The following is an 18624-nucleotide window of genomic DNA, read 5'->3' as shown; positions in this document are numbered from 1 at the left end:
GGGAGGGCAGGGACGCCAGGGAAGCGGAGGGCGACGCGAAGGACGCCAAGGAGGCGAAGGGCACCAAGGATGACGCGAAGGGCGCCAAGGAGGCAAAGGGCGCAAAGGGCGCCAAGGCCGACGCCAAGGAAGGCAAGGAGGCCAAGGAAGCCAGGAACGCGAAATACGCCAAACGCGCCGCCCCCCGTGCCTGAAATGGCGAGGGGCGCACCGCGATCCTGCGCGGTGCGCCCCTCAAGCTCGTCAGATCAAGGTCGGGCCCCCGTTCCATCGCGCAGGCCGTCCGTTCAACTGCGCGTCGGCGGCGGCGCGTCGAGCGGCGAGCCGGCCGCCTGGCCCGATTCCTTGTCGGCGGGCGTGTCGGGATCGGCGTCGGGCGGAATCGCGCCGTCGTGCGATTCGCGCGTCAGGACGGTGCGCTGCGGGTTGGCGATGCGGATGCCGCGCTCGCGGAACGTCTCGGCGATGCGGCGGTTGAATTCGCGCTGCACGCCCCAGCGCGTGGTGTCCTTGCACTGGATCTGCCCCGACAGCGCGATCGACGCGCCGTCCACCGAATCGACGCCCCAATAGCTGAAGTCCGACAGGATGCCGTCCTTGTATTGCGGATCGACGCGCAACGCCGCGCCGATCTCCTTGAGCGTGGCCACGGCCGCGTCGAGATCCTCGCCGTACTGCACGCTGACCTTGACCGCCGCGTTGCCCAGCCCGCGATTGGTGTTGTTGACGGTGGATACCGAGCTGAACGGCACGGTGTGCAGCGAGCCGTCGCCGGCGCGCAGCCGCACGGTGCGGATCGACAGGTATTCCACCGTGCCCGACACGCCCGCCAGCGTGACCCAGTCGCCCACCTGCATGGCGTTTTCCATCAACAGGAAGATGCCGGTGATGAAATCCTGCACCAGCTTTTGCGAGCCGAAGCCGAGCGCCACGCCGAAGATGCTCGCGCCGGCCAGCAGCGGCCCGACGTTGACGCCCAGCTCGGACAGGCCGGTCAGCACCACCACCAGCATGATCAGGATGAACAGCAGCGAGCGCAGCATCGGCAGCAGCGTGCGCAGGCGCGCGGCGCGCACCAGGTTGCCCTGCCGGGTCCAGCTGTCGAGGCGGCGCTCGATGCCGATGTTGGCCGCCTCCCACACGAACAGCGCCACCACCGCCGCGATCGCGATCGTCACCAGCGCCGAGGCGAGCCGGTGGACGATGGTGCCCGATTCGAGCGCGCGCAGCACCGGCACGCCCCAGATCTGCAGCAACGCGATGATCGTCACGACGGCCACCACGCCCGAGACGATCTGGCGCAGCAGCGGGTAGTAGCGGTACGCATGGCGATGCACCACCGTGCCGCTGTCGGCGTCGCGCCGCTCGAACAGCCGGGCCAGCGCGCCGAACACCAGAATCGCGACGATCCGCATGCCGATCATGACGGCGATCGAGCGGCCGCCGAGCGAGATCAGGACGTGATAGCCGTTGTGCACGTCGAGCGCCCAGACGAACCACAGCGCCATCACCACGAACACCGTGACGGGCGCCCAGGCATCGGCCAGCGCGTTGCCGAGCAGCGCCAGAGACGGCTGCCCGGCGCAGTGCGCGCGAATCCGCGCGGCCACCGGCCGGCTGCATTGCAGGATCAGGATCGACACCATGACGTGGCCGATCAGCGCCACCGCCTTGAGCAGCGCCAGATGCCCGGCCTCGCTGAGGCCGAAGCTCGCGGCGGTTTCCACCGCGGCCGCGCAGCCGCCCACCACCAGCCCGATGCGGCGAATCCAGTGCTGCGTGAACGCGGCCCAGCGATCGTCGATATGGAGCAGGCGCAGTTGCGGCGCATCGGGCTGGAAGAACAGCCGCGAGACGATCGCCACCATCCGGCAGATCACGTAGATGTCGATCAGCGAGCTGACCGCATTGGCGGGCGGCGTGTCGTCGTCGGTCAGCGCCGACATCGTCAGCGTGGCCACGCCGACGAACACCAGCACCGGCACCGAGCGCAGCGCCAGGCTGATCAGCGCGCGCGGCATGCGGCGCAGCGCCGAACTGTGGCGCAGCGCGTGGCCGCGCCCTCGGGTGGCGTGGGCGATGTGCTGCGGGTCGAGCGAGGCGTCGGCGGCGGTGGCGGACACGTCGGCATCGTTGGCGCCGAGCGCGGCGCGGTCCGCCTGCGCGCGCGCTTCGACGCGAGCCTCGGCCTGCGCCTCGGCGGCTGCGCCGGAGGCGTTCGAGGCCGCGGTGCTGTTTGCGCTGTCGGCTTCGTCGTCGTGAGGGTCGTGGCCCGCGCGGCGTGCGGCGAGCGCGGCCAGCGCACGCCGCAGCAGCCGGCGCGCCAGCCATTCGACCGCGAGCGCCGGCAGCAGCGCCGCGAGGATCAGCTTCACGAAATCGAGGAATTCGGCGCGCTCGGTGCCGTGCGTGAGCTTGGCATGCCACCAACTGCCGACCGAGCCGATGTCGAGCAGCGAATGCATCGAATCGCGCAGCGCGCCGCCGATCTGCGCGGCCCAATGCGCGCCCTGGCGCACCAGTTGCGACGCGAGACCGTTGGTTTGCAGCGCCGTGGGCGTGGAGGCCGCGGCGGCCGACGCGGCCGAACTGGCGCTGGCCGCCGATGCTGCGCTGGAGGGCACGGGCGTGCTCAAGGCGCCGGCCGCCGCGATCGCGCGCAGCGTGGCTTCGAACTGCGTGCGCTGATGCACGTTCTCGAGCACCGAAAGCGCTTGCTGGGCCTGCTGCGGGGTGAGCGGCGGCACGGCGTCCGAGTTTGCGGATGCCGGGGCAGGGGCGGCGGCATGGGCCGCCGAGACGACAATGGCGAGCAGCCAGCCGATCAGGATCTGTCGCATAGGGTGTGAATGGGGCACGCGGCACGGCGGCCCGTCTGGAAGGCGGTGGCAGGACGTTAACATGATTGCGTCCGAACCCGTTTGGTTCCGCACGCAGCGCGGGGCGTGCGGGCGAAGCCGGCGCAGGCGTTCGGGCGGCTGATGATGAAAGGAAATCGTCAGGATTGTCGGGCACTCGCGAGAACGCGCTTCGCTGCTTCGCTTCGCTGCCTTGCCCCGGCCGCTGTCACCATGACAGTGCGCCACTGTCGCCGCGAACCGTGCCTTGCCGCGCGGGCCGGGCCGGACGATAGTCGGTGCGCGGGGCCCGGTGCGCCCGCCGATGACCGACATACCAACGACCCGTTCCGGAGGACGACACCATGCAACCCGACCATCCCCAACCGCGCGATGCAACCGCGCCCGGCGCACGCCGCGTGCCTGACGCAAGCGGCGTGCCGCTTCCGGCGCGCGTGAAGCTGGTCGAGGTCGGCCCGCGCGACGGCTTGCAGAACGAAGCCGCGTTCGTTGCGACCGCAACCAAGATCGGTCTGATCGAACGCCTGCTCGACGCGGGCGCCAGGCATATCGAGGCCGCCTCGTTCGTGTCGCCGAAATGGGTGCCGCAGATGGCCGACGGCGCGCAGGTGCTCGCCGGCGTGGCGAACGCGCCGGCTCGCGCCGATGCGGTGCTGTCGGCGCTGGTGCCGAACCTGCGCGGGCTGGAGGCGGCGCTGGCGGCGCGCTGCGACGAGGTGGCGGTGTTCGCGGCGGCGTCCGAAAGCTTCTCGCGGGCGAATATCCAGTGCAGCATCGCCGAGAGCCTCGCGCGCTTCGTGCCGGTGATCGAGCAGGCGCGGCAGGCCGGCGTGCCGGTGCGCGGCTACGTGTCGTGCGTGCTCGGTTGCCCGTACGAGGGCGAGGTGGCCCCGGCTCAGGTGGCCGCCGTGGCGGGCGAGCTGTACCGGATGGGCTGCCACGAGATCAGCCTCGGCGACACCGTCGGGCGCGGCACGCCGCTGGCCACCCGGCACATGCTCGACGCCTGCGTGCGCGAGGTGCCGGTGGCCGCGCTGGCCGGGCACTTCCACGACACCTGGGGGATGGCGGTGGCGAACGTGTTCGCGGCGCTGCAGGCCGGGGTGGCCGTGTTCGACGCGTCGGTGTCGGGGATCGGCGGCTGCCCGTATTCGCCAGGCGCCACCGGCAACCTGGCGAGCGAGGATCTGGTCTATCTGTGCGACGGGCTGGGGATCGAAACCGGCATCGATCTGGGGCGGCTGGTGGCGGCCGGCGAAACCATCTCGGCCGCGCTCGGGCGGCCCGGCGTGTCGCGGGCCGCGCGGGCGTGGCAGGCGCGAAGCGCGGCGGCGGCGGTGGCCTGCGCGTGAGACGTGCGCCTGCGCCCCATCAAACCAACCGCAACGCCTCCACGCGCGGATCGCACACCAGCATGTAGCCCGGCGCGTGCGTGATGCAGATCGACGGCCGCGCCTCGATCACGGCCGCCTGCGGCGTGACCCCGCAGCCCCAGAACACCGGCTGCTCGCCGGCGCGGATCTCGGTCGGTTCGCCCTCGTCGGGGCGGCTCACGTCGGCGATGCCGATCGCGGCCGGGTCGCCGACATGGAGCGGCGCGCCGTGCGCGCCCGGCAGCTTTGCGCACACCTCGAACGCGATCGCGGTCTCCTCGGCCGTGTAGGGCCGCATCGACACCACGGTCGGCCCGCGAAACGGCCCGACCGGCACGGTCTGCAGCGCGCTGCGATACATCGGCACGACCTTGCGCTCGTCCACGTGGCGCACGCGCAGCCCGGCCTGTTCGAGCGCGAACTCGAACGACAGCGAACAGCCGATCACGAAGCCGACGAAATCGTCCTGCCACAGCGCGCGGATCTCGCGCGGCTCGTCCACCAGCACGCCGTCGCGCCAGACGCGATAGCGCGGCAGGTCGGTGCGCAGGTCGAGATCGGCGCCGAGCGCGGGCAGGCGCGGGTCGCCCGGCGCGGTCATGCCGATCAGCGGGCACGGCACGGGGTTGGCGCGGCAGTACGCGGCGAAATCGTCGGCGTAGGCGGCGGGCAGGATCACGAGGTTGCCCTGCGCGTGGCCCGGCGCTGCGCCGCTGGTGTTGCCGTCGTAGCCGGCGCGAAACGCCAGGCGCGCGCCGTGCGGCGTGCTCAGGGCCGCCTCGGGCGGGGGCGGGGAAGCGATCTCGGTCATGGTTTCTGGACGGGGGGCGTCGAGGGGGTGGTCGGATCAGTCGAGCGCGGCGTTGGCCGTCTCGCGCATCGCCAGCAGCGCCACGCCGCCGATCAGCATCGCGCCCACCAGCAGGAACGCGGGCGACATCAGGTTGCCGGTCGCGCCGATCAGCGCGGTGGCGAGATAGGGCGTCACGCCGCCGCCGAGCATCGCGCCGAAGTTGAAGCTGAACGCCATGCCGGTGTAGCGCACCCGTGTGGGGAATTGCTCGGCGTAGGTCGGGTAGCCCACCGATTGCACGGCCGGCATCGGCAGCGCCACCACGAACATCGCGAGCGCGGCCAGCGCGAAGCTGTGCTGGTTCATCAGCACCATCATCGGGAAGATCAGCACCACATAGCCCACGAAGCCGGCGATCAGCACGCGGCGGCGCCCGATGCGGTCCGACAGCCCGCCCCACAGCGGCATCATGACGGCCATCGCCAGGCTGATGCAGGCCATCAGCGCGAACACGCTCACCTTGTCGTACTTGAGGTAGGTGGTCAGGTAGATGTTCATGAACACGAAGCCGACCCAGTAGCCCGCGTTCTGGCCGAACGAGATCAGGAACACCTTGAGCAGCGCCGCGCGATGCCGCGCGAACACCTCGGCGAGCGGCGCCTTGGCCGGCTCGTGGCGCGCGGCGGCCTGGCGGAACGCCACCGATTCGTCGACGCGCTTGCGGATCAGCGCCGACAGCAGCACGAACGGGATCGCCATCAGGAACGGAATGCGCCAGCCGCCCGCATGCATCTGCTCCGCGCCGACGAACGCGGTGGTCAGGCTGCAGACGATCGCCGCCAGCGCGCCGCCGATCGCCACGCCCACCGGCGTGAACGCGCCGTAGAAGCCGCGCCGGCCGCGCGGTGCGGATTCGGCCAGATAGGCCGCCGCGCCGGTCACTTCCGCGCCCGAGAAGAAGCCCTGCGCGAGCCGCGCCGCGAGCAGCGCGATGGGCGCGGCCACGCCGGCGGTGGCCGCGGTGGGCAGCAGGCCGACCGCCGCGGTGGCGACGCCCATCCCGATCACCGTCACCAGCAGCACGGCGCGCCGGCCGACGCGATCGCCGAGCCGGCCCAGCACGATGCCGCCGATCGGCCGCATCAGGAACGCGCTGCCGAAGATCGCGAGGATCGACAGCAGCGCGGCGGTGGGGTTGTCGGCCGGAAAGAACAGCGGGCCGATCAGCGCCGCCATGTAGCCGTACACGCCGAATTCGTAGTATTCGATCGCCGTGCCGGCCGCTGCCGCCAGCGCGGCCTTGCGTGCGATCGCGCGGGCGGTGGCGCCGGATGCGTCCGGTTCCAGCGGCGCCGCCTGAAGCTCTGCCGTGCTTGCGTTCAACATCTGGACTCCTGATTAATGGCTGGCCGGCGGGCCGGCGTGGGGATCGAGCGAAGCGATGAAACTAGTGCGTGACGGCGAGCGCGCCGTGAGGATCGAATGCCGGCGGCCGCACCGCGATGCCGGCCGCGTCGAGCGCGGCGCGAATCCGCTGCGCGAAGGCGGCCGCGCCGGGCTGGTCGCCGTGGATGCAGAGCGTGTCGGGTTCGATCGGGATCGCCACGCCGTTCACGGAATGCACCACGCCGTCGCGCAGCATGCCGAACACCTGGCGGATCGCGGTGTCCGCATCGGCGATCAGCGCGCGCGGGTCGCCGCGCGGCGTCAGCGAGCCGTCGTCCTGGTAGGTGCGGTCGGCGAACACTTCCTGCGCGACGCGCAGGCCCGCGTCGCGCGCGGCGTCCACCATCACCGAGCCGGCCAGCGCGTAGAACACCAGCGCGGGGTCCACATCGCGCACCGCCGCGCAGATCGGCTCGGCGATCTCGCGGCGGCGCGCGGCGAGGTTGTAGAGCGCGCCGTGCGGCTTGACGTGCGCGAGCCGCGCGCCGGCCGCCTCGGCGAACGCCTTGACCGCGCCGACCTGGTAGACGGTGATCGCGTACAGCTCGTCGGCGCTCAGTTGCATGTCGCGGCGGCCGAAGCCGGGCAGATCCGGGAAGCCCGGATGCGCGCCGATCGCCGCGCCGGCCGCGCGGGCCGCCTGCACGGTGCGCGCGATGGTGCGCGGGTCGCCGGCGTGGAAGCCGCAGGCGATATTGGCCGAGCTGACGTGCGGCAGCACCGCGGCGTCGTCGCCGAGCCGGTAGATGCCGAAGCTCTCGCCCAGGTCGCTGTTGAAATCGAGTTCAGTGCGCATGGCCTTGCTCCCAGGCGGCGAAGCCGCGTGCCTGCGCGAGCGCGAGGCGCTGCGCGTCGGCCAGTTCGATCCGCTCGAAACGCAGCGCCTCGCCGGGCGAGGCTTGCGCGAGGCGCGGCAGGTCGACCGCGCACACCTGCGCGATCTTCGGATAGCCGCCGGTGGTCTGGCGGTCGGCCATCAGCACGATCGGCTGGCCGTCGGGCGGCACCTGCACGGTGCCGAACGCGAGCGCTTCCGAGGCGGCCTCGAACGGCGCGGCCAGCGCGAGCGGCGCGCCTTCGAGCCGGTAGCCCATCCGATCCGATTGCGCGGACACGCGATAGGCGCTGCCGAGCAGGGTGGCGTGCGCGTCGCTGCTGAAGCGCGCCCATTCGCGGCCGGCCACGATCCGCAGCGGCTCGCCGGCCTCGCGCAGCACGCCGTCGGCGAACACCGGGCCGAAGCCGTCGCGTTCGCGGAACGACGGATAGCGCTCGCGCATCGCCAGCGTGTCGCCACGGCGCAGCGCGCGGCCGCGCAGGCCGCCGTAGCCGGCGCGCAGCGCGGTGCTGGCGCTGCCCATCGGCGTGGCCAGCGCGAAGCCGCCGCGCACCGCCAGATAGGCGCGCACGCCGCTGCGGCGGCGCTCGAAGCCGAGCGTGCTGCCCACCGGCGCGACCGTCGCACGATCGCGCGGCAGCGGTTGGTCGTCGAGCCAGGCATCGAGATCCGCGCCGCATACGGCGATCACCGCCGCGCGATGAAAGCGCAGCGTCGGGCCGGTCAGCGTGATTTCGAGCGTGGCGTCGCCGGGCGCGTTGCCGACCAGCGCGTTGGCGAGCCGGTGCGCGTGTTCGTCCATTGCGCCGTTGGCCGGCACGCCGAGATGCTGGTAACCGGTGCGGCCGAGATCCTGAAAGCTGGACAGCGCGCCGGGGCGGATCACTTCGATCGTCATGCGGCTCTCCTCGGGGCGTGTTCGTTGGCAGCCCGAAACGTGTCCTCGTCGATCGGCACGAAGCGCACGCGGTCGCCGGCCGTGACGAGGCAGGGCGCGTCGCGCTCGGCATCGAACAGCGCGAGCGGGGTGCGGCCGATCACGTTCCAGCCGCCCGGCAGCATGGTCGGATAGATCACCGATTGCCGGTTGGCGAGGCCCACCGAGCCGGACGCCACCGAGGTGCGCGGCGTCGCGCGCCGCGCCACCGCCAGCGCCGGATCGAACAGGCCGAGATACGGGTGGCCCGGCGCGAAGCCGAGCATCATGACGTCCACCAGCGTGTCGCTGTGCAGGCGAATCAGTTCGGATTCCGACAGGCCGCACGACTGCGCGACGCCCGCCAGATCGGGGCCGTGCAGGCCGCCATAGCACACCGGAATCTCGACGATGCGGCTCGACGCGTTCGCGTGCCGCGCGGCATCGGCCGTGGCGTCGCCGCCTTGCCAGGCCGCGTCGAGGCACGAGCCGATCAGCCGCTCCACCACTGCGTACGGCGAGGCATCGGCGCGCTTGAACGGCACGCGTTCGAGCGCGTAATGGATGCCGACCGTGGCCATCGCCGGCACGATGTCCACCACGAACGGCAGACGCGCCTGCGCGATGGCCGCCGCCGCATGACGCGCGGCCAGATTGGCGCGGCGCAGGTCCGGCGCGTGCAGATCGACCATCAGCAGGCGCTCGCCCGAGGGCGCGAGCGTCCAGCGAACCTCGGTCAACGGCTCGGCGGCGGCCGGGGCGGGGCGATCGTCGTCAGTGGGGCGGGTCATGGCAGCGGCCGGAGGCGTGGGAAAACCGGCGAGGGCGCACGGCCCCCGCCGCGTCGCGCTTACTTGGCGAACAGCGATTCGATGTTCGCGAACGCCTTGAATTCGAGCGCGTTGCCCGACGGGTCGAGGAAGAACATGGTGGCCTGCTCGCCCACTTCGCCCTTGAAGCGCACGTGCGGCTCGATGATGAACTTCATGCCGGCGGCCTTCAGCTTGTCGGCCGCCGCTTCCCATTGCGCCATCGACAGCACGGCGCCGAAGTGGCGCACCGGCACGGCGTCGCCGTCCACGGCGCTGGTGTGGCGATGGCCGCATTCGTCGGGCGCGAGGTGGGCGACGATCTGGTGTCCGTAGAAATTGAAGTCCACCCATTCGGCCGAGCTGCGGCCTTCTGGGCAACCGAGCAGTTCGCCGTAGAACTCGCGCGCGCTGGCGATGCTGTGAACCGGGAACGCCAGATGGAACGGCGGCTGGGAAAGGGTCGTATTGCTCATGGCGTATTCCGTATCGAGCCAGTGGGGAGCGTGCCGGCGGCGGATTCGCCAACCGTGTCACGCGGCATGAGAAACAGTCTAGGTATGACAAAATTCGCTGGAAAACGATATATTTTGTGACTTACCTCAAATTTTTTTGATCAATCGACCATGATCCGCGAGCTGAAAACCTTTCTTTCCGTGGTGCGCTACGGCACGTTCGCGCGCGCCGGTTCGCAGGTCGGGCTGACGCAGTCGGCGGTCAGCGCGCAGATCCAGCGGCTGGAGGACGAACTCGGCTTCGCGCTGTTCGACCGCACCGGGCGCTCGGCCACGCTGAACGCGGCCGGGCGGCGCACCGTGGAGCGCGCCGAGGAATTGCTGGCCGCCTACGCGCGGCTCGCCGACGAGGGCGGCGCGGAGCAGGACACCGGCTTGCTGCGGATCGGCGCGATCGCCTCGGCGCAGACGCTGCTGCTGGTGCAGGCCATCGCGCTGTTTCGCGAGCGCGCGCCGGGCTGGCGCGTGCGGGTGATCCCGGGCGTGTCGCTGAACCTGCTGGCGCAGGTCGATTCGGGCGAGGTGGACGGCGCGGTGCTGATCAAGCCGCCGTTCGCGCTGCCGGCCGAACTGCGCTGGCGCGCGCTCACGCAGGAGCCGTTCGCGCTGCTCGTGCCGCGCGCGCAGCGCCACGACGATTGGCGCGCCTTGCTCAAGAGCGAGCCGTTCGTGCGCTACGACCGCAATTCGTTCGGCGGGCGGCTGGTCGAGCGCTGGCTGCGCAAGCAGCGCATCAACGTGCAGGACGTGGTGGAACTCGACGAACTGCAGGCGATCGTCGAACTGGTGGGGCGTGGAGTAGGGGTGGCGCTGGTGCCGCAGGCCGCGGCGTTGCGGATTCCGAAGACGGTGGCGGTGCTGCCGCTCGACGGCGAGGTGCCGGCGCGCGAGATCGGCTACGTGGAACGCGCGGCGGGCGAGCGGCCGGCGGCGGTGACGACGTTCGCCGAATGCGTCGCGGCGGCAGCCGCCGGTGCGTGATGGTCGAAAGCTTTGAAAGGGCGGTGCGTGCAATGGCTCGGGCCGATCGGGCTGGGAGCCTTACTACACCGGGCCTCGCGCCTTATTGTTCTGAATCGAGGAACTCTGTAATCACGATTTAGGTGTTAACCCTAGGGATCGACCGGCCTACACTTCGTCCATCGGTTGAGCAACACAGTCGACCGAATGCACAAACCCAGGAGGTATCGATCATGAAGAACCTTATTCAAGCTGTTGCTGTTGCCGCCGCGCTCGTCGTGCCCGTTGCTTCGTTTGCCCAGGCCCAATCGAACGGCCCCGTGACGCGTGCCGAAGTGCGCGCCCAACTGGTGCAACTGGAAAAGGCCGGCTGGCGTCCCGGCGCCGGTGCCGATCCGAACTACCCGGACGACATCCAGGCCGCGGAACGCAAGGTCGCCGCGATGAACGGTGGCGATACGAGCGGCTACGGTGGCGTGAGCAACCGGGTTCAATCGGGCAGCCCGGCCGGCCGTGGCGTCTCGAAGGCGGACTGGAACGCGATGTACGCCCATCCGTAAGCGAAGCGGAATATGTCGCGGCAGGCGCTCCCCAATCGTTCAGTCATGCGAAATGATCGGGTTCGAGGCGCCGCGCGACGTGCGGTGAAAGGTGGTAACCGGCAGTACGTAGCGAGTGGCAGGCAGTAACGCAGCAAGCCGGTGTTGGGTTGTAACCGAAGTCCCCGTTGTACCTGTCGTCCCTGTCGTTCCCGTAGCGAAACGGTGTAGTACGTGTGTGTGGTATCGGTGGTTGAAGTGAGAGTGTGTTGTGCGGGCGGCGAGCTTTCGCCGCCCGTTTTTTTATTCGATCAGCGGTTCACGAGCTGCTTCGGATAGGCCAGCGCCAGTGCACAGCCCACTAGCATGCAGACGGCGAAGCCGTACAGCCCGGCGCTTTGCGAATGGAACGTGTCGCGCAGCCAGCCGATGAAGTAGGTGCTGCCGAAGCCGCCCAGGTTCGCCAGCGAGCAGGCGAACGCGATGCCGCCCGCGGCCGCTGCACCCTTCAGGAACATCGACGGCAGCGACCACACCACCGGCATTGCCGCTGCCGCACCGGCGTTGACGAGCGAGAACAGCACCAGCGTCATCAGCGTGCCGTGCGAGGACGACGCCGCGATCGCCAGCGACAAGGCCGCCACGGCGAACGGCACCACGATGTGCCAGCGGCGCTCGCGGGTGCGGTCCGAGCTGGCGCCGCAATACAGCGTGGCCAGCACGGCCGCCGCGTTCGGGATCACCATCAGCCAGCCGATTTGATAGGTGTCCTTCACGCCGGTGTCGCGCAGAATGGTCGGCAGCCAGAAGCTGACGGCATACAGGCCGAGCAGCACGCACAGGTCGATCATGCCGAGCGCCCAGACCTTCGGATCGGTGAAGGCGCGCGCCAGTGCATGGCTCTTGTTGCCTTCCGGATCGCTGTCGAGGTTCGCGCGCAGCGCCTGTTTCTCGCCGGCGTCGAGCCACGGCGTGGATTCGATCGTGTTCGGCAGCCAGCGCAGCACGGCGAAGCCGAGGATGATCGACGGCAGCGCTTCGAGCAGGAACAGCCACTGCCAGCCGCCCATGCCGTGCACGCCGTCGAACGAGCGCATGATCCAGCCCGAGATCGGGCTGCCGATCATGCTCGACAGCGGCAGGCCCACCATGAACAGCGCGACGATCCGCGCGCGGCGCGCGTCGGGATACCACTGCGTCAGATAGAGCAGCACGCCCGGCAGGAAGCCGGCCTCGGCCGCGCCGAGCAGGAAGCGCACGATATAGAACTGCATCGGCGTGTGCACGAACAGCGTTGCGCCCGACAGGATGCCCCAGGTGATCATGATCCGCGCGATCCATAGCTTGGCGCCCACGCGTTGCAGCACCAGATTGCTCGGGACTTCGAACAAAATATAGCCCGCGAAGAACAGGCCCGCGCCGAGCCCGTAGATACTGTCGCTGAACTTCAGCGCATCGAGCATCTGCAGCTTGGCGAGACCGATGTTGATGCGGTCCAGGTAGGCCGCGAAATAGCAGAGACAGAAGATCGTGACGAGGCGAATCGTGACCTTGCGGTAGAGCGCCGCGTGCTGCGCCGTGTCGGCCGACAAGGCCGCGTTCGGATGAGTGGTTGACATGGGACTGCCCCTGGTCGAATAGGTCGGGTTGGGTGGAAGCCGGTCGCCGCGGTCACTTGCGCGATGACGCCCGGATTCTGTATATCACGCCATTTAATGAGCGTACACACTACAAAATTGCCCGGCTTCGAGGTGCTCGCCAAAGCCGTTTCGGAAACGCTTGTCCGTCGCGGGATGCCCTGAATTACTAGGTGTTTTCATCCATGCCGGAACGGTGCGGCGCGCACGGAAAGTGCCCATTCCGTTGCACTCCGATTGTGCGGTTACGCATGAAAATGAAGCGTGTACATCATGAATTGATGTGTGGGGAAATCATGCATCTTTCGTGCCTGCCCGCAGGGCGAAATACGGCGATCGCGCTGGCGCGGCTTGAAATGCGGATCGGCGATGGGAGGTTTGATCGATTCGAGGTGGCGCGCCGGTTTGGCCGAAAATCCAAAAGTCGAGGGTGTACACTTCCCGTCTTTCGATTTCGGGCCTTCGGGCCGCTGCCGTTCATGTCGTCCTCCAAAGATTCGTATGACTTTCACGACCAGATCGGCCACCTGTTGCGGCGCGCGTATCAGCGTCATGTCGCGATTTTCCAGGAGGCGATTCCGGATTCCGACCTGACCGCGGCGCAGTTCGTCACGCTCTGCACCGTCAAGGAAAAGAAGGGCTGTTCGCTGAACGACATCGTCAAGACCACGGCGATCGATCAGGCGACCATCCGCGGCGTGGTGGAGCGCCTCAAGGCACGTTCGCTGATCGAGGTGATGCCCGATCCGAGCGACGGCCGCAAGCTGATGGTGCGCGCGACCGCTTCGGGCTCGGCGCTGATCGATCGCACCGTGCCGTTCGCCAAGCAGGTGACCGAGCGCACCTACGGCGCGCTGAACGTGGGCGAGCGCGTCGCGCTGCAATACCTGCTCGACAAGATGCTGCAGGGCGACGCCGAATAAGCTCCGCGCCTTCTCGAATCAGCGCGTCGGCGCCGGCTCGGCTTCGATCAGGCGGCCCGCCGCGCGCAATCCTTCCCGTATCGTTTCCGCATTGAACGGCGGCGCGCAGAAGCGCACGCCGGTCGCGTCGTGGATCGCATTGGCGAGCGCGGCGGGGCCGGGCACCGACGCCGATTCGCCCGCGCCGAGCGGCGGCTCGCCCTGGCGCGGCATCAGCACCACGTCCACGGCCGGCAGTTCGGGGAACGTCAGGATCGGATAGCTGGCCCATTCGCGCGTGGCCACCTTGCCGTCGACGAAGCGCACGCGCTCCTTCAGGGAGCGGCTCAACACCTGAATCACGTTGCCGTGGATCTGATGGCGCACGCCATCGGGGTTGATCATCGTTCCGGTGTCCTGACCGACCGTGATGCGCTCCACGCGCACCTCGCCCGTCATGCGGTCCACCGTCAGGTCGACGATCCACGCCGACCACGCCGCGCCGAACCCGGGAAAGCGGCTGTGCACGTAACGTGCGTACGCGATGCCCCGACCGTGCACGATGCGTTCGTCCGACGGCGCGGCATGGCGTGGCCGCGCCACCCAGCCCGCGCGCGTGGCGATCGCCTGCAACAGTTCGGCCGCACGCGTGTCGGACAGATGGCGCAGACGGAATTCGAGCGGATCGACGCCGGCCAGCGCCGCGCATTCGTCGGCGAACGCATCGTGTGCGAACGAGTTCGGCAGCGCGGACACCCCACGAAACCACGACGAGCGCACCAGCGGCGCGAGATCCTCGCAAACGAAGCGGCGGTTCGGGCTGTCGTACGGCGACACGGCGGTGCGGTCGCCCATCTCGAACACGCGCGGCGTGGCCGGCACCGCGCCGGTCAGCAGCGAGGCCAGCAGCGGCGCGTCGTTCGACGGGTAGCGCGTGGTGAAGTCGTAGCCGAGCAGGCGGCCGTCGCGGCTCACGGTGCCCGTCACGTTCACCACCTGCCCGGTGCCCTTCGGTTCCCACAAATGTTCGTCGGCGCGCGTCAGTTGCACGCGCACCGGGCGGCCGATGGCCTGCGACAGCAGCAGCGCGTCGCCGCACACGTCGTCGGCGCCGTTGCGGCCGTAGCAGCCGGCCGCTTCCATCCGCACGATGTCGATGTCGGCTTCGTCGCGGCCCGCCAGCGTGGCGAGGTCGTAGCGCAAGGTGACCGGGTTCTGCGTGCCGGACCACACGGTGATGCGGCCGTCGCCCGGCGCGCGATAGTCGGCCAGCGCGCACGACGGCCCGATCGAGCCGTGAAGCTGGTACGGCCACACATAGGTGCGCGACAGCGTGATCGTGTCGGCTTCGTTGCGCACGGCCTCGACGTCGCCTTCGTCGAGCAGCGGGCGGCGCGTGGCCGGCGCGGCGGCGATCGCCGCGCCCGGGTCGGCCAACGAGGCCAGCGGCGGCAACGAGTGCCAGCGCACGCGCAATTCGCGCGCGGCGCGGATCGCCTGCTCCTCGCGCTCGGCCACCACGCCCACGAAATCGCCGCGCGTCACGATGGCGACGATGCCGGGCAGGTGCGCGACCGATTCGCGTTCGACGCCGGCCAGCAAGTGGCCGACGAACGGGCCGCTGTCGAGGCCGCTGTAGGGCGGGCGGATCACGCGGCCGTGCAGCATGCCGGGCACGCGCATGTCGTGCACGAACGTCAGTTGGCCGGTGGCCTTGGCCGGCAAATCCACGCGCGGCGCCGAGCGGCCGATCACGCGATAGGTGGCGGGGTCCTTGACGGGGGTCTTGAGGTCGAGTTCGAGCGCGAGGCGCGCGCCGGCCACGAGTTCGGCGTAAGCGAGGCGCGGCGCGTCGGCATCGTTCGGATTGCCGACGAACACGAAGCCGCGGTCGGTGTTCAGCGTGTCGAGCGGCGCATCGAGCCGTGCGGCCGCCAGTTCGAGCAGCTTGCGCCGCGCCTGCGCCGCGGCCGCGCGCAGCGGCGTGGCCGAGATCTGGATGGTGGCGCTGGCGATGGTCGGCCCCTGGTTCGGCGTCGCGGCGGTGTGGCCGAGCTGCATCGAGACCTGGGCCGGCGCGAGATCCAGCTCCTCGGCCACGATCTGGCCGAGCGAGGTGCGGATGCCGGTGCCGAGATCGACGTGGCCGTTGAACGCGAGGACGCGCCCGTCGTCGAGCACGGCGACGAACACTTCCGGCACGTCGGGCGTGTAGGACGACAAACTGCCGGGCTGGCCGGGGGCCGGCTTGACGGGCGGAGCGGGGCGGCGGATCACGGCCAGGCAGCCGTCGCGTGCGAGCAGTTCGGAACGGTTCACGGGCGCGGGGTCCGCTGAAGAGGGGAAAGGCGGCGGGCGCGTGCGCCCGCATCCGGCAATCTAGACGGCCAAAAACGGCCGGTCAACCACGCGCGGCCTGGGCCGATTGGGCCAATTGAGCGGCGTCGATCGCGGCGATGGCGTCGTCGAGCGGCAGCACGGCCGCGTACTTCTGCGCCATGTCGAACAGGTTGGCTTCGTGCGGCGCGATCGCGCGGTCGCCCACGCAATCGGCGAGCACGAACGGACGGAAGCCGAACGACATCGCATCCACCACGCTGGCGCGCACGCAGCCGCTGGTCACGGCACCGGCCACCAGCAGCGTGCGCACCGCGCGCTGCGTGAGCCACGGCGCGAGTTGCGTGCCGAAGAACGCCGACGGCACCTGCTTGCGCACCACCAGTTCGCCGGCGGCCGGGGTCAGTTCCGGCACGATCTGGCTGTTCGGGTGATCCTCGTGCAGCGTGGCCATGCCGGGCACCTTCAGCGAGAACACGTTGTCGTCGCTGCCGTCGCTGGCGTAGACGATCCTGCTGTGCGCCACCGGCCAGCCGCGCGCGCGCGCGATCGCGAGCGCCTGCTCGGTGCGGGCAATCGCGGCCGGGATGTTGCCGCCGCCGAACGTGGCCGGATCGGCGAAGCCGACCACCAGGTCGACGATCAGCAGGCCGACGTTGCCGGCCGGCGCGAGCGGCGTGCCGAAACCCTGCTGGCGATAGACGCCGCTTTCGGCGTGATGCGACAGTTCAAGTGAGCTGGACATGCTTGGGAATCCTCGATAAAGCGGTTCAGGCGGCCGGGAACAGCACGCGGCCGTCGCGCACCACGACCTGATCGTCGAGCTGGACGGTGCAGTGGCGCAGCGGGATGTCGATATGGCAGGTGGTGGTGCGACTGCCGCCGCCCTCGTTGTTCGGCCCGAGCGAGAACAGGAAGTTGCCCTCGAACGCGCGCGCATCCATGCCGATGGTGGCCTCGCGGTCGTACAGGCCGAGCGTCGACCAGCGCGCGCGCGGCTGCAGGCCCCAGCCGATATGCGAGATCGCATAGCCTTCGGGGTCGTTGAAGGTTTCCATGTAGTCGCGCAGCAGCGCGGCGTCCACGCCGCCCTCGATGCGTGTGGCGTAGCCGTTCTCCACGGTCAGCGCGATCGGTTCGGATACATAGTGCTTCTGCGGCAGCAGGATGTCGCCGCGGTCGATCACGATGGTGCCGTGCGCGGTGCGGTCGTTCGGGTAGGTCAGCGCGAAGCCGCTCGGCCAGTGATCCCAGCGGCCCGGCTCGTCGACGAAGCCGTATTCGGCGGTCGGCGGAAAATCGCCGAGCGGGCACACCAGCGCGGTGCCGGCCGGCGAGCTGACGCGCATCTCGCGCGAAGCGGAGATTTTCGCGGCGGCGGCCAGCACGCGCGTGCGGTCGGCCTCGGTCGGCACCATGCGCATCAGCACTTCGGGCGGCTCGACCGCCAGCAGGATCTTGGTGCCCGATTTGAGGATGTCGTGTTGTTCGGGCGAGAACAGCAGCGTCATCAGGTCGAGCACCAGGTCGCTTTCCTTCAGCGCGGCGATCGCGGCGCGATTGCCGGTGAGCGGCGTGGTGCCGAGATAGGCCAGCGAATCGCGGCTGAACGCCTTGTCGCCGTTCACCGGCGGCAGGTCGAGGCGGTTCACGATCGCGCCCATCTGCTGCGTGGCGATCAGCGCGCATTGCAGCGTTTGCGGATGGGTGGCGGTACTGGTCAGGATTGTGACGGTCTGGCCCGCTTCGAGGCGGGACAGCGTCAGCACGTGTTTCCACGCGTCGATCAGTTGGGCGTCGTTAATCGGCATGGTCGGCTCCGTTGCAAGAGGTCGGGCGGTTCGGTTTCGTCGGGCGCTCAGGCGCTCGCCGCGAGCGGTGCGCCGAGGAAATCGCCGAAGGCCGCGTAGAAGCCGGCCGCGTTGTCCCACGGAATCATGTGGCCGGCGTCGGGCACGCGCACGTGGCCCATCGCCGGCGTGGCGCGTTGCAGCTCGGCCACGTCCTCGTCGCGCACCACGTCGCCGCGCTCGGCGGTGATCAGCAGCGACGGCACGCGCAGTTGCGCGGCGTCGGCGTGGAAATCATCGGTATGGAATCCTTCGTAAGAGGCCAGCATGGCGCGCTCGTCGCAGGTGTGCAGCCATTCGGCGCGCAAGCGGCGTTCCTCTTCGGTCCAGGTGGGGCAGAACGCGCGCATGCCTTCGGCGTCGGTGCCGGCGCGGGCCAGCGCCATCGAATCGACATACCACGGCAGCTTGCCCGGGTACTCACGGCGGCCCGGGCCGGACACGGGCGGATCGACCAGCACCACCGAGGCGAGGCCATGCTCGATATGCAGCGCGGCGCGCGCGGCGATGCGCGCGCCCATCGAATGGCCGACCAGCGCAAAGCGGTCGAGCTTCAGCGCGGCGGCCAGCGCCGCCACGTCGTGCGCCTGCGCGTCGAGGCTGTAGTCGAGCGTGTCGGAGGCCGACGACAGGCCGCGGCCGCGCACGTCGAGCACGTAGGTGTCGAAACGCGCGCCGAGCACTTCGCCGACGAAGCCCCAGGTGATCGCCGGGCTGGTGATGCCGGGAATCAGAATCACGGCCGGGCGGCCGGCGCGCTCGCCGGTGGCGCCGCCGTAGCGCAGGTAGTGCTGGCGGATGCCGTTGGCATGCACGTTCGCGCCATACAGGAAGGTCGAGGTCATCGCGGC

General features: G+C 69.8%; 16 protein-coding genes. 4 read left to right on the top strand and 12 right to left on the bottom strand.

Going from position 1 to position 18624, the window contains the following annotated elements; genetic code table 11:
- Positions 1–287 precede the first annotated feature (287 nt).
- Positions 288–2840 carry a mechanosensitive ion channel family protein gene (locus AB4851_RS29765; protein ID WP_414449954.1) on the bottom strand — a complete coding sequence of 851 codons (2553 nt, stop codon included), beginning with the start codon at positions 2838–2840 and terminating at the stop codon, positions 288–290.
- A 434-nt stretch (positions 2841–3274) separates the two neighbouring features.
- Between AB4851_RS29765 and AB4851_RS29760 the strand changes: the two genes are divergently transcribed.
- The gene (locus AB4851_RS29760) at positions 3275–4210 is read left to right on the top strand and encodes a hydroxymethylglutaryl-CoA lyase (RefSeq protein WP_414451978.1); all 936 of its coding nucleotides are present in this window, start codon (positions 3275–3277) and stop codon (positions 4208–4210) included.
- Between the two features lie 19 nt (positions 4211–4229).
- On the opposite strand, the gene AB4851_RS29755 is transcribed toward AB4851_RS29760, so the two are convergent.
- The 6 genes from AB4851_RS29755 to AB4851_RS29730 form a co-directional block, all read right to left on the bottom strand.
- On the bottom strand, positions 4230–5042 hold the full coding sequence (locus AB4851_RS29755) for a putative hydro-lyase (protein ID WP_414449953.1): 813 nt from the start codon (positions 5040–5042) through the stop codon (positions 4230–4232).
- A gap of 36 nt (positions 5043–5078) precedes the next feature.
- Complete coding sequence (locus AB4851_RS29750; RefSeq protein ID WP_414449952.1) at positions 5079–6410, bottom strand: MFS transporter; 1332 nt, start codon at positions 6408–6410, stop codon at positions 5079–5081.
- 61 nt (positions 6411–6471) lie between these two features.
- Positions 6472–7266: a LamB/YcsF family protein gene (locus AB4851_RS29745; RefSeq protein WP_414449951.1), complete on the bottom strand. Its 795-nt coding sequence runs from the start codon at positions 7264–7266 to the stop codon at positions 6472–6474.
- Complete coding sequence (locus AB4851_RS29740; RefSeq protein ID WP_414449950.1) at positions 7256–8206, bottom strand: biotin-dependent carboxyltransferase family protein; 951 nt, start codon at positions 8204–8206, stop codon at positions 7256–7258. The genes AB4851_RS29745 and AB4851_RS29740 overlap by 11 nt, the downstream gene beginning before the upstream one ends.
- Positions 8203–9015, bottom strand: coding sequence for a 5-oxoprolinase subunit PxpB (gene pxpB / locus AB4851_RS29735; protein ID WP_414449949.1), 813 nt, complete (start codon positions 9013–9015; stop codon positions 8203–8205). Before pxpB ends, AB4851_RS29740 begins: the two co-directional genes overlap by 4 nt.
- A 59-nt stretch (positions 9016–9074) precedes the next feature.
- Positions 9075–9509, bottom strand: a complete 435-nt coding sequence (locus AB4851_RS29730; protein ID WP_414449948.1) for a VOC family protein — start codon at positions 9507–9509, stop codon at positions 9075–9077.
- Positions 9510–9659: 150 nt separating this feature from the next.
- Here AB4851_RS29730 and AB4851_RS29725 point away from each other — a divergent pair, with 150 nt between their 5' ends.
- Positions 9660–10529, top strand: a complete 870-nt coding sequence (locus AB4851_RS29725; protein WP_414449947.1) for a LysR family transcriptional regulator — start codon at positions 9660–9662, stop codon at positions 10527–10529.
- A 212-nt stretch (positions 10530–10741) separates the two neighbouring features.
- On the top strand, positions 10742–11068 hold the full coding sequence (locus AB4851_RS29720) for a DUF4148 domain-containing protein (protein WP_414449946.1): 327 nt from the start codon (positions 10742–10744) through the stop codon (positions 11066–11068).
- A gap of 290 nt (positions 11069–11358) precedes the next feature.
- On the opposite strand, the gene AB4851_RS29715 is transcribed toward AB4851_RS29720, so the two are convergent.
- Positions 11359–12666 carry an MFS transporter gene (locus AB4851_RS29715; RefSeq protein WP_414449945.1) on the bottom strand — a complete coding sequence of 436 codons (1308 nt, stop codon included), beginning with the start codon at positions 12664–12666 and terminating at the stop codon, positions 11359–11361.
- A gap of 497 nt (positions 12667–13163) precedes the next feature.
- On the opposite strand from AB4851_RS29715, the gene AB4851_RS29710 reads away from it, so the two are divergent.
- Positions 13164–13607: a MarR family winged helix-turn-helix transcriptional regulator gene (locus AB4851_RS29710; RefSeq protein WP_414444475.1), complete on the top strand. Its 444-nt coding sequence runs from the start codon at positions 13164–13166 to the stop codon at positions 13605–13607.
- Positions 13608–13625: 18 nt separating this feature from the next.
- Here the strand turns inward: AB4851_RS29710 and AB4851_RS29705 are convergent, their stop codons facing one another.
- From AB4851_RS29705 to AB4851_RS29690, 4 genes are all read right to left on the bottom strand, one after another.
- Positions 13626–15905, bottom strand: a complete 2280-nt coding sequence (locus AB4851_RS29705) for a molybdopterin cofactor-binding domain-containing protein (protein ID WP_414449944.1) — start codon at positions 15903–15905, stop codon at positions 13626–13628.
- Between the two features lie 82 nt (positions 15906–15987).
- Positions 15988–16668 (bottom strand): isochorismatase family protein, encoded by a 681-nt coding sequence (locus AB4851_RS29700; protein WP_414449943.1) that lies wholly within the window; start codon positions 16666–16668, stop codon positions 15988–15990.
- A 25-nt stretch (positions 16669–16693) separates the two neighbouring features.
- Positions 16694–17734 (bottom strand): 2,5-dihydroxypyridine 5,6-dioxygenase, encoded by a 1041-nt coding sequence (locus AB4851_RS29695; RefSeq protein WP_414449942.1) that lies wholly within the window; start codon positions 17732–17734, stop codon positions 16694–16696.
- A 47-nt stretch (positions 17735–17781) separates the two neighbouring features.
- Positions 17782–18618 (bottom strand): alpha/beta hydrolase, encoded by an 837-nt coding sequence (locus AB4851_RS29690; protein WP_414449941.1) that lies wholly within the window; start codon positions 18616–18618, stop codon positions 17782–17784.
- Positions 18619–18624 lie beyond the last annotated feature (6 nt).

Origin of the sequence: Burkholderia sp. 22PA0099, from assembly GCF_047497165.1 — a bacterium.
Taxonomy (GTDB): Bacteria; Pseudomonadota; Gammaproteobacteria; order Burkholderiales; family Burkholderiaceae; genus Burkholderia.
The sequence above is the reverse complement of the archived record's forward strand: the minus strand, read 5'-3'. Positions and strand labels throughout refer to the sequence as shown.

What these genes read in the sequence shown, in the direction of transcription:
- AB4851_RS29765 (WP_414449954.1), bottom strand. Translation starts at nt 2,840, where the DNA reads ATGCGACAGATCCTGATCGGCTGGCTGCTCGCCATTGTCGTCTCGGCG.
- AB4851_RS29755 (WP_414449953.1), bottom strand. Translation starts at nt 5,042, where the DNA reads ATGACCGAGATCGCTTCCCCGCCCCCGCCCGAGGCGGCCCTGAGCACG.
- AB4851_RS29750 (WP_414449952.1), bottom strand. Translation starts at nt 6,410, where the DNA reads ATGTTGAACGCAAGCACGGCAGAGCTTCAGGCGGCGCCGCTGGAACCG.
- AB4851_RS29745 (WP_414449951.1), bottom strand. Translation starts at nt 7,266, where the DNA reads ATGCGCACTGAACTCGATTTCAACAGCGACCTGGGCGAGAGCTTCGGC.
- AB4851_RS29740 (WP_414449950.1), bottom strand. Translation starts at nt 8,206, where the DNA reads ATGACGATCGAAGTGATCCGCCCCGGCGCGCTGTCCAGCTTTCAGGAT.
- pxpB (WP_414449949.1), bottom strand. Translation starts at nt 9,015, where the DNA reads ATGACCCGCCCCACTGACGACGATCGCCCCGCCCCGGCCGCCGCCGAG.
- AB4851_RS29730 (WP_414449948.1), bottom strand. Translation starts at nt 9,509, where the DNA reads ATGAGCAATACGACCCTTTCCCAGCCGCCGTTCCATCTGGCGTTCCCG.
- AB4851_RS29725 (WP_414449947.1), top strand. Translation starts at nt 9,660, where the DNA reads ATGATCCGCGAGCTGAAAACCTTTCTTTCCGTGGTGCGCTACGGCACG.
- AB4851_RS29720 (WP_414449946.1), top strand. Translation starts at nt 10,742, where the DNA reads ATGAAGAACCTTATTCAAGCTGTTGCTGTTGCCGCCGCGCTCGTCGTG.
- AB4851_RS29715 (WP_414449945.1), bottom strand. Translation starts at nt 12,666, where the DNA reads ATGTCAACCACTCATCCGAACGCGGCCTTGTCGGCCGACACGGCGCAG.
- AB4851_RS29710 (WP_414444475.1), top strand. Translation starts at nt 13,164, where the DNA reads ATGTCGTCCTCCAAAGATTCGTATGACTTTCACGACCAGATCGGCCAC.
- AB4851_RS29700 (WP_414449943.1), bottom strand. Translation starts at nt 16,668, where the DNA reads ATGTCCAGCTCACTTGAACTGTCGCATCACGCCGAAAGCGGCGTCTAT.
- AB4851_RS29695 (WP_414449942.1), bottom strand. Translation starts at nt 17,734, where the DNA reads ATGCCGATTAACGACGCCCAACTGATCGACGCGTGGAAACACGTGCTG.
- AB4851_RS29690 (WP_414449941.1), bottom strand. Translation starts at nt 18,618, where the DNA reads ATGACCTCGACCTTCCTGTATGGCGCGAACGTGCATGCCAACGGCATC.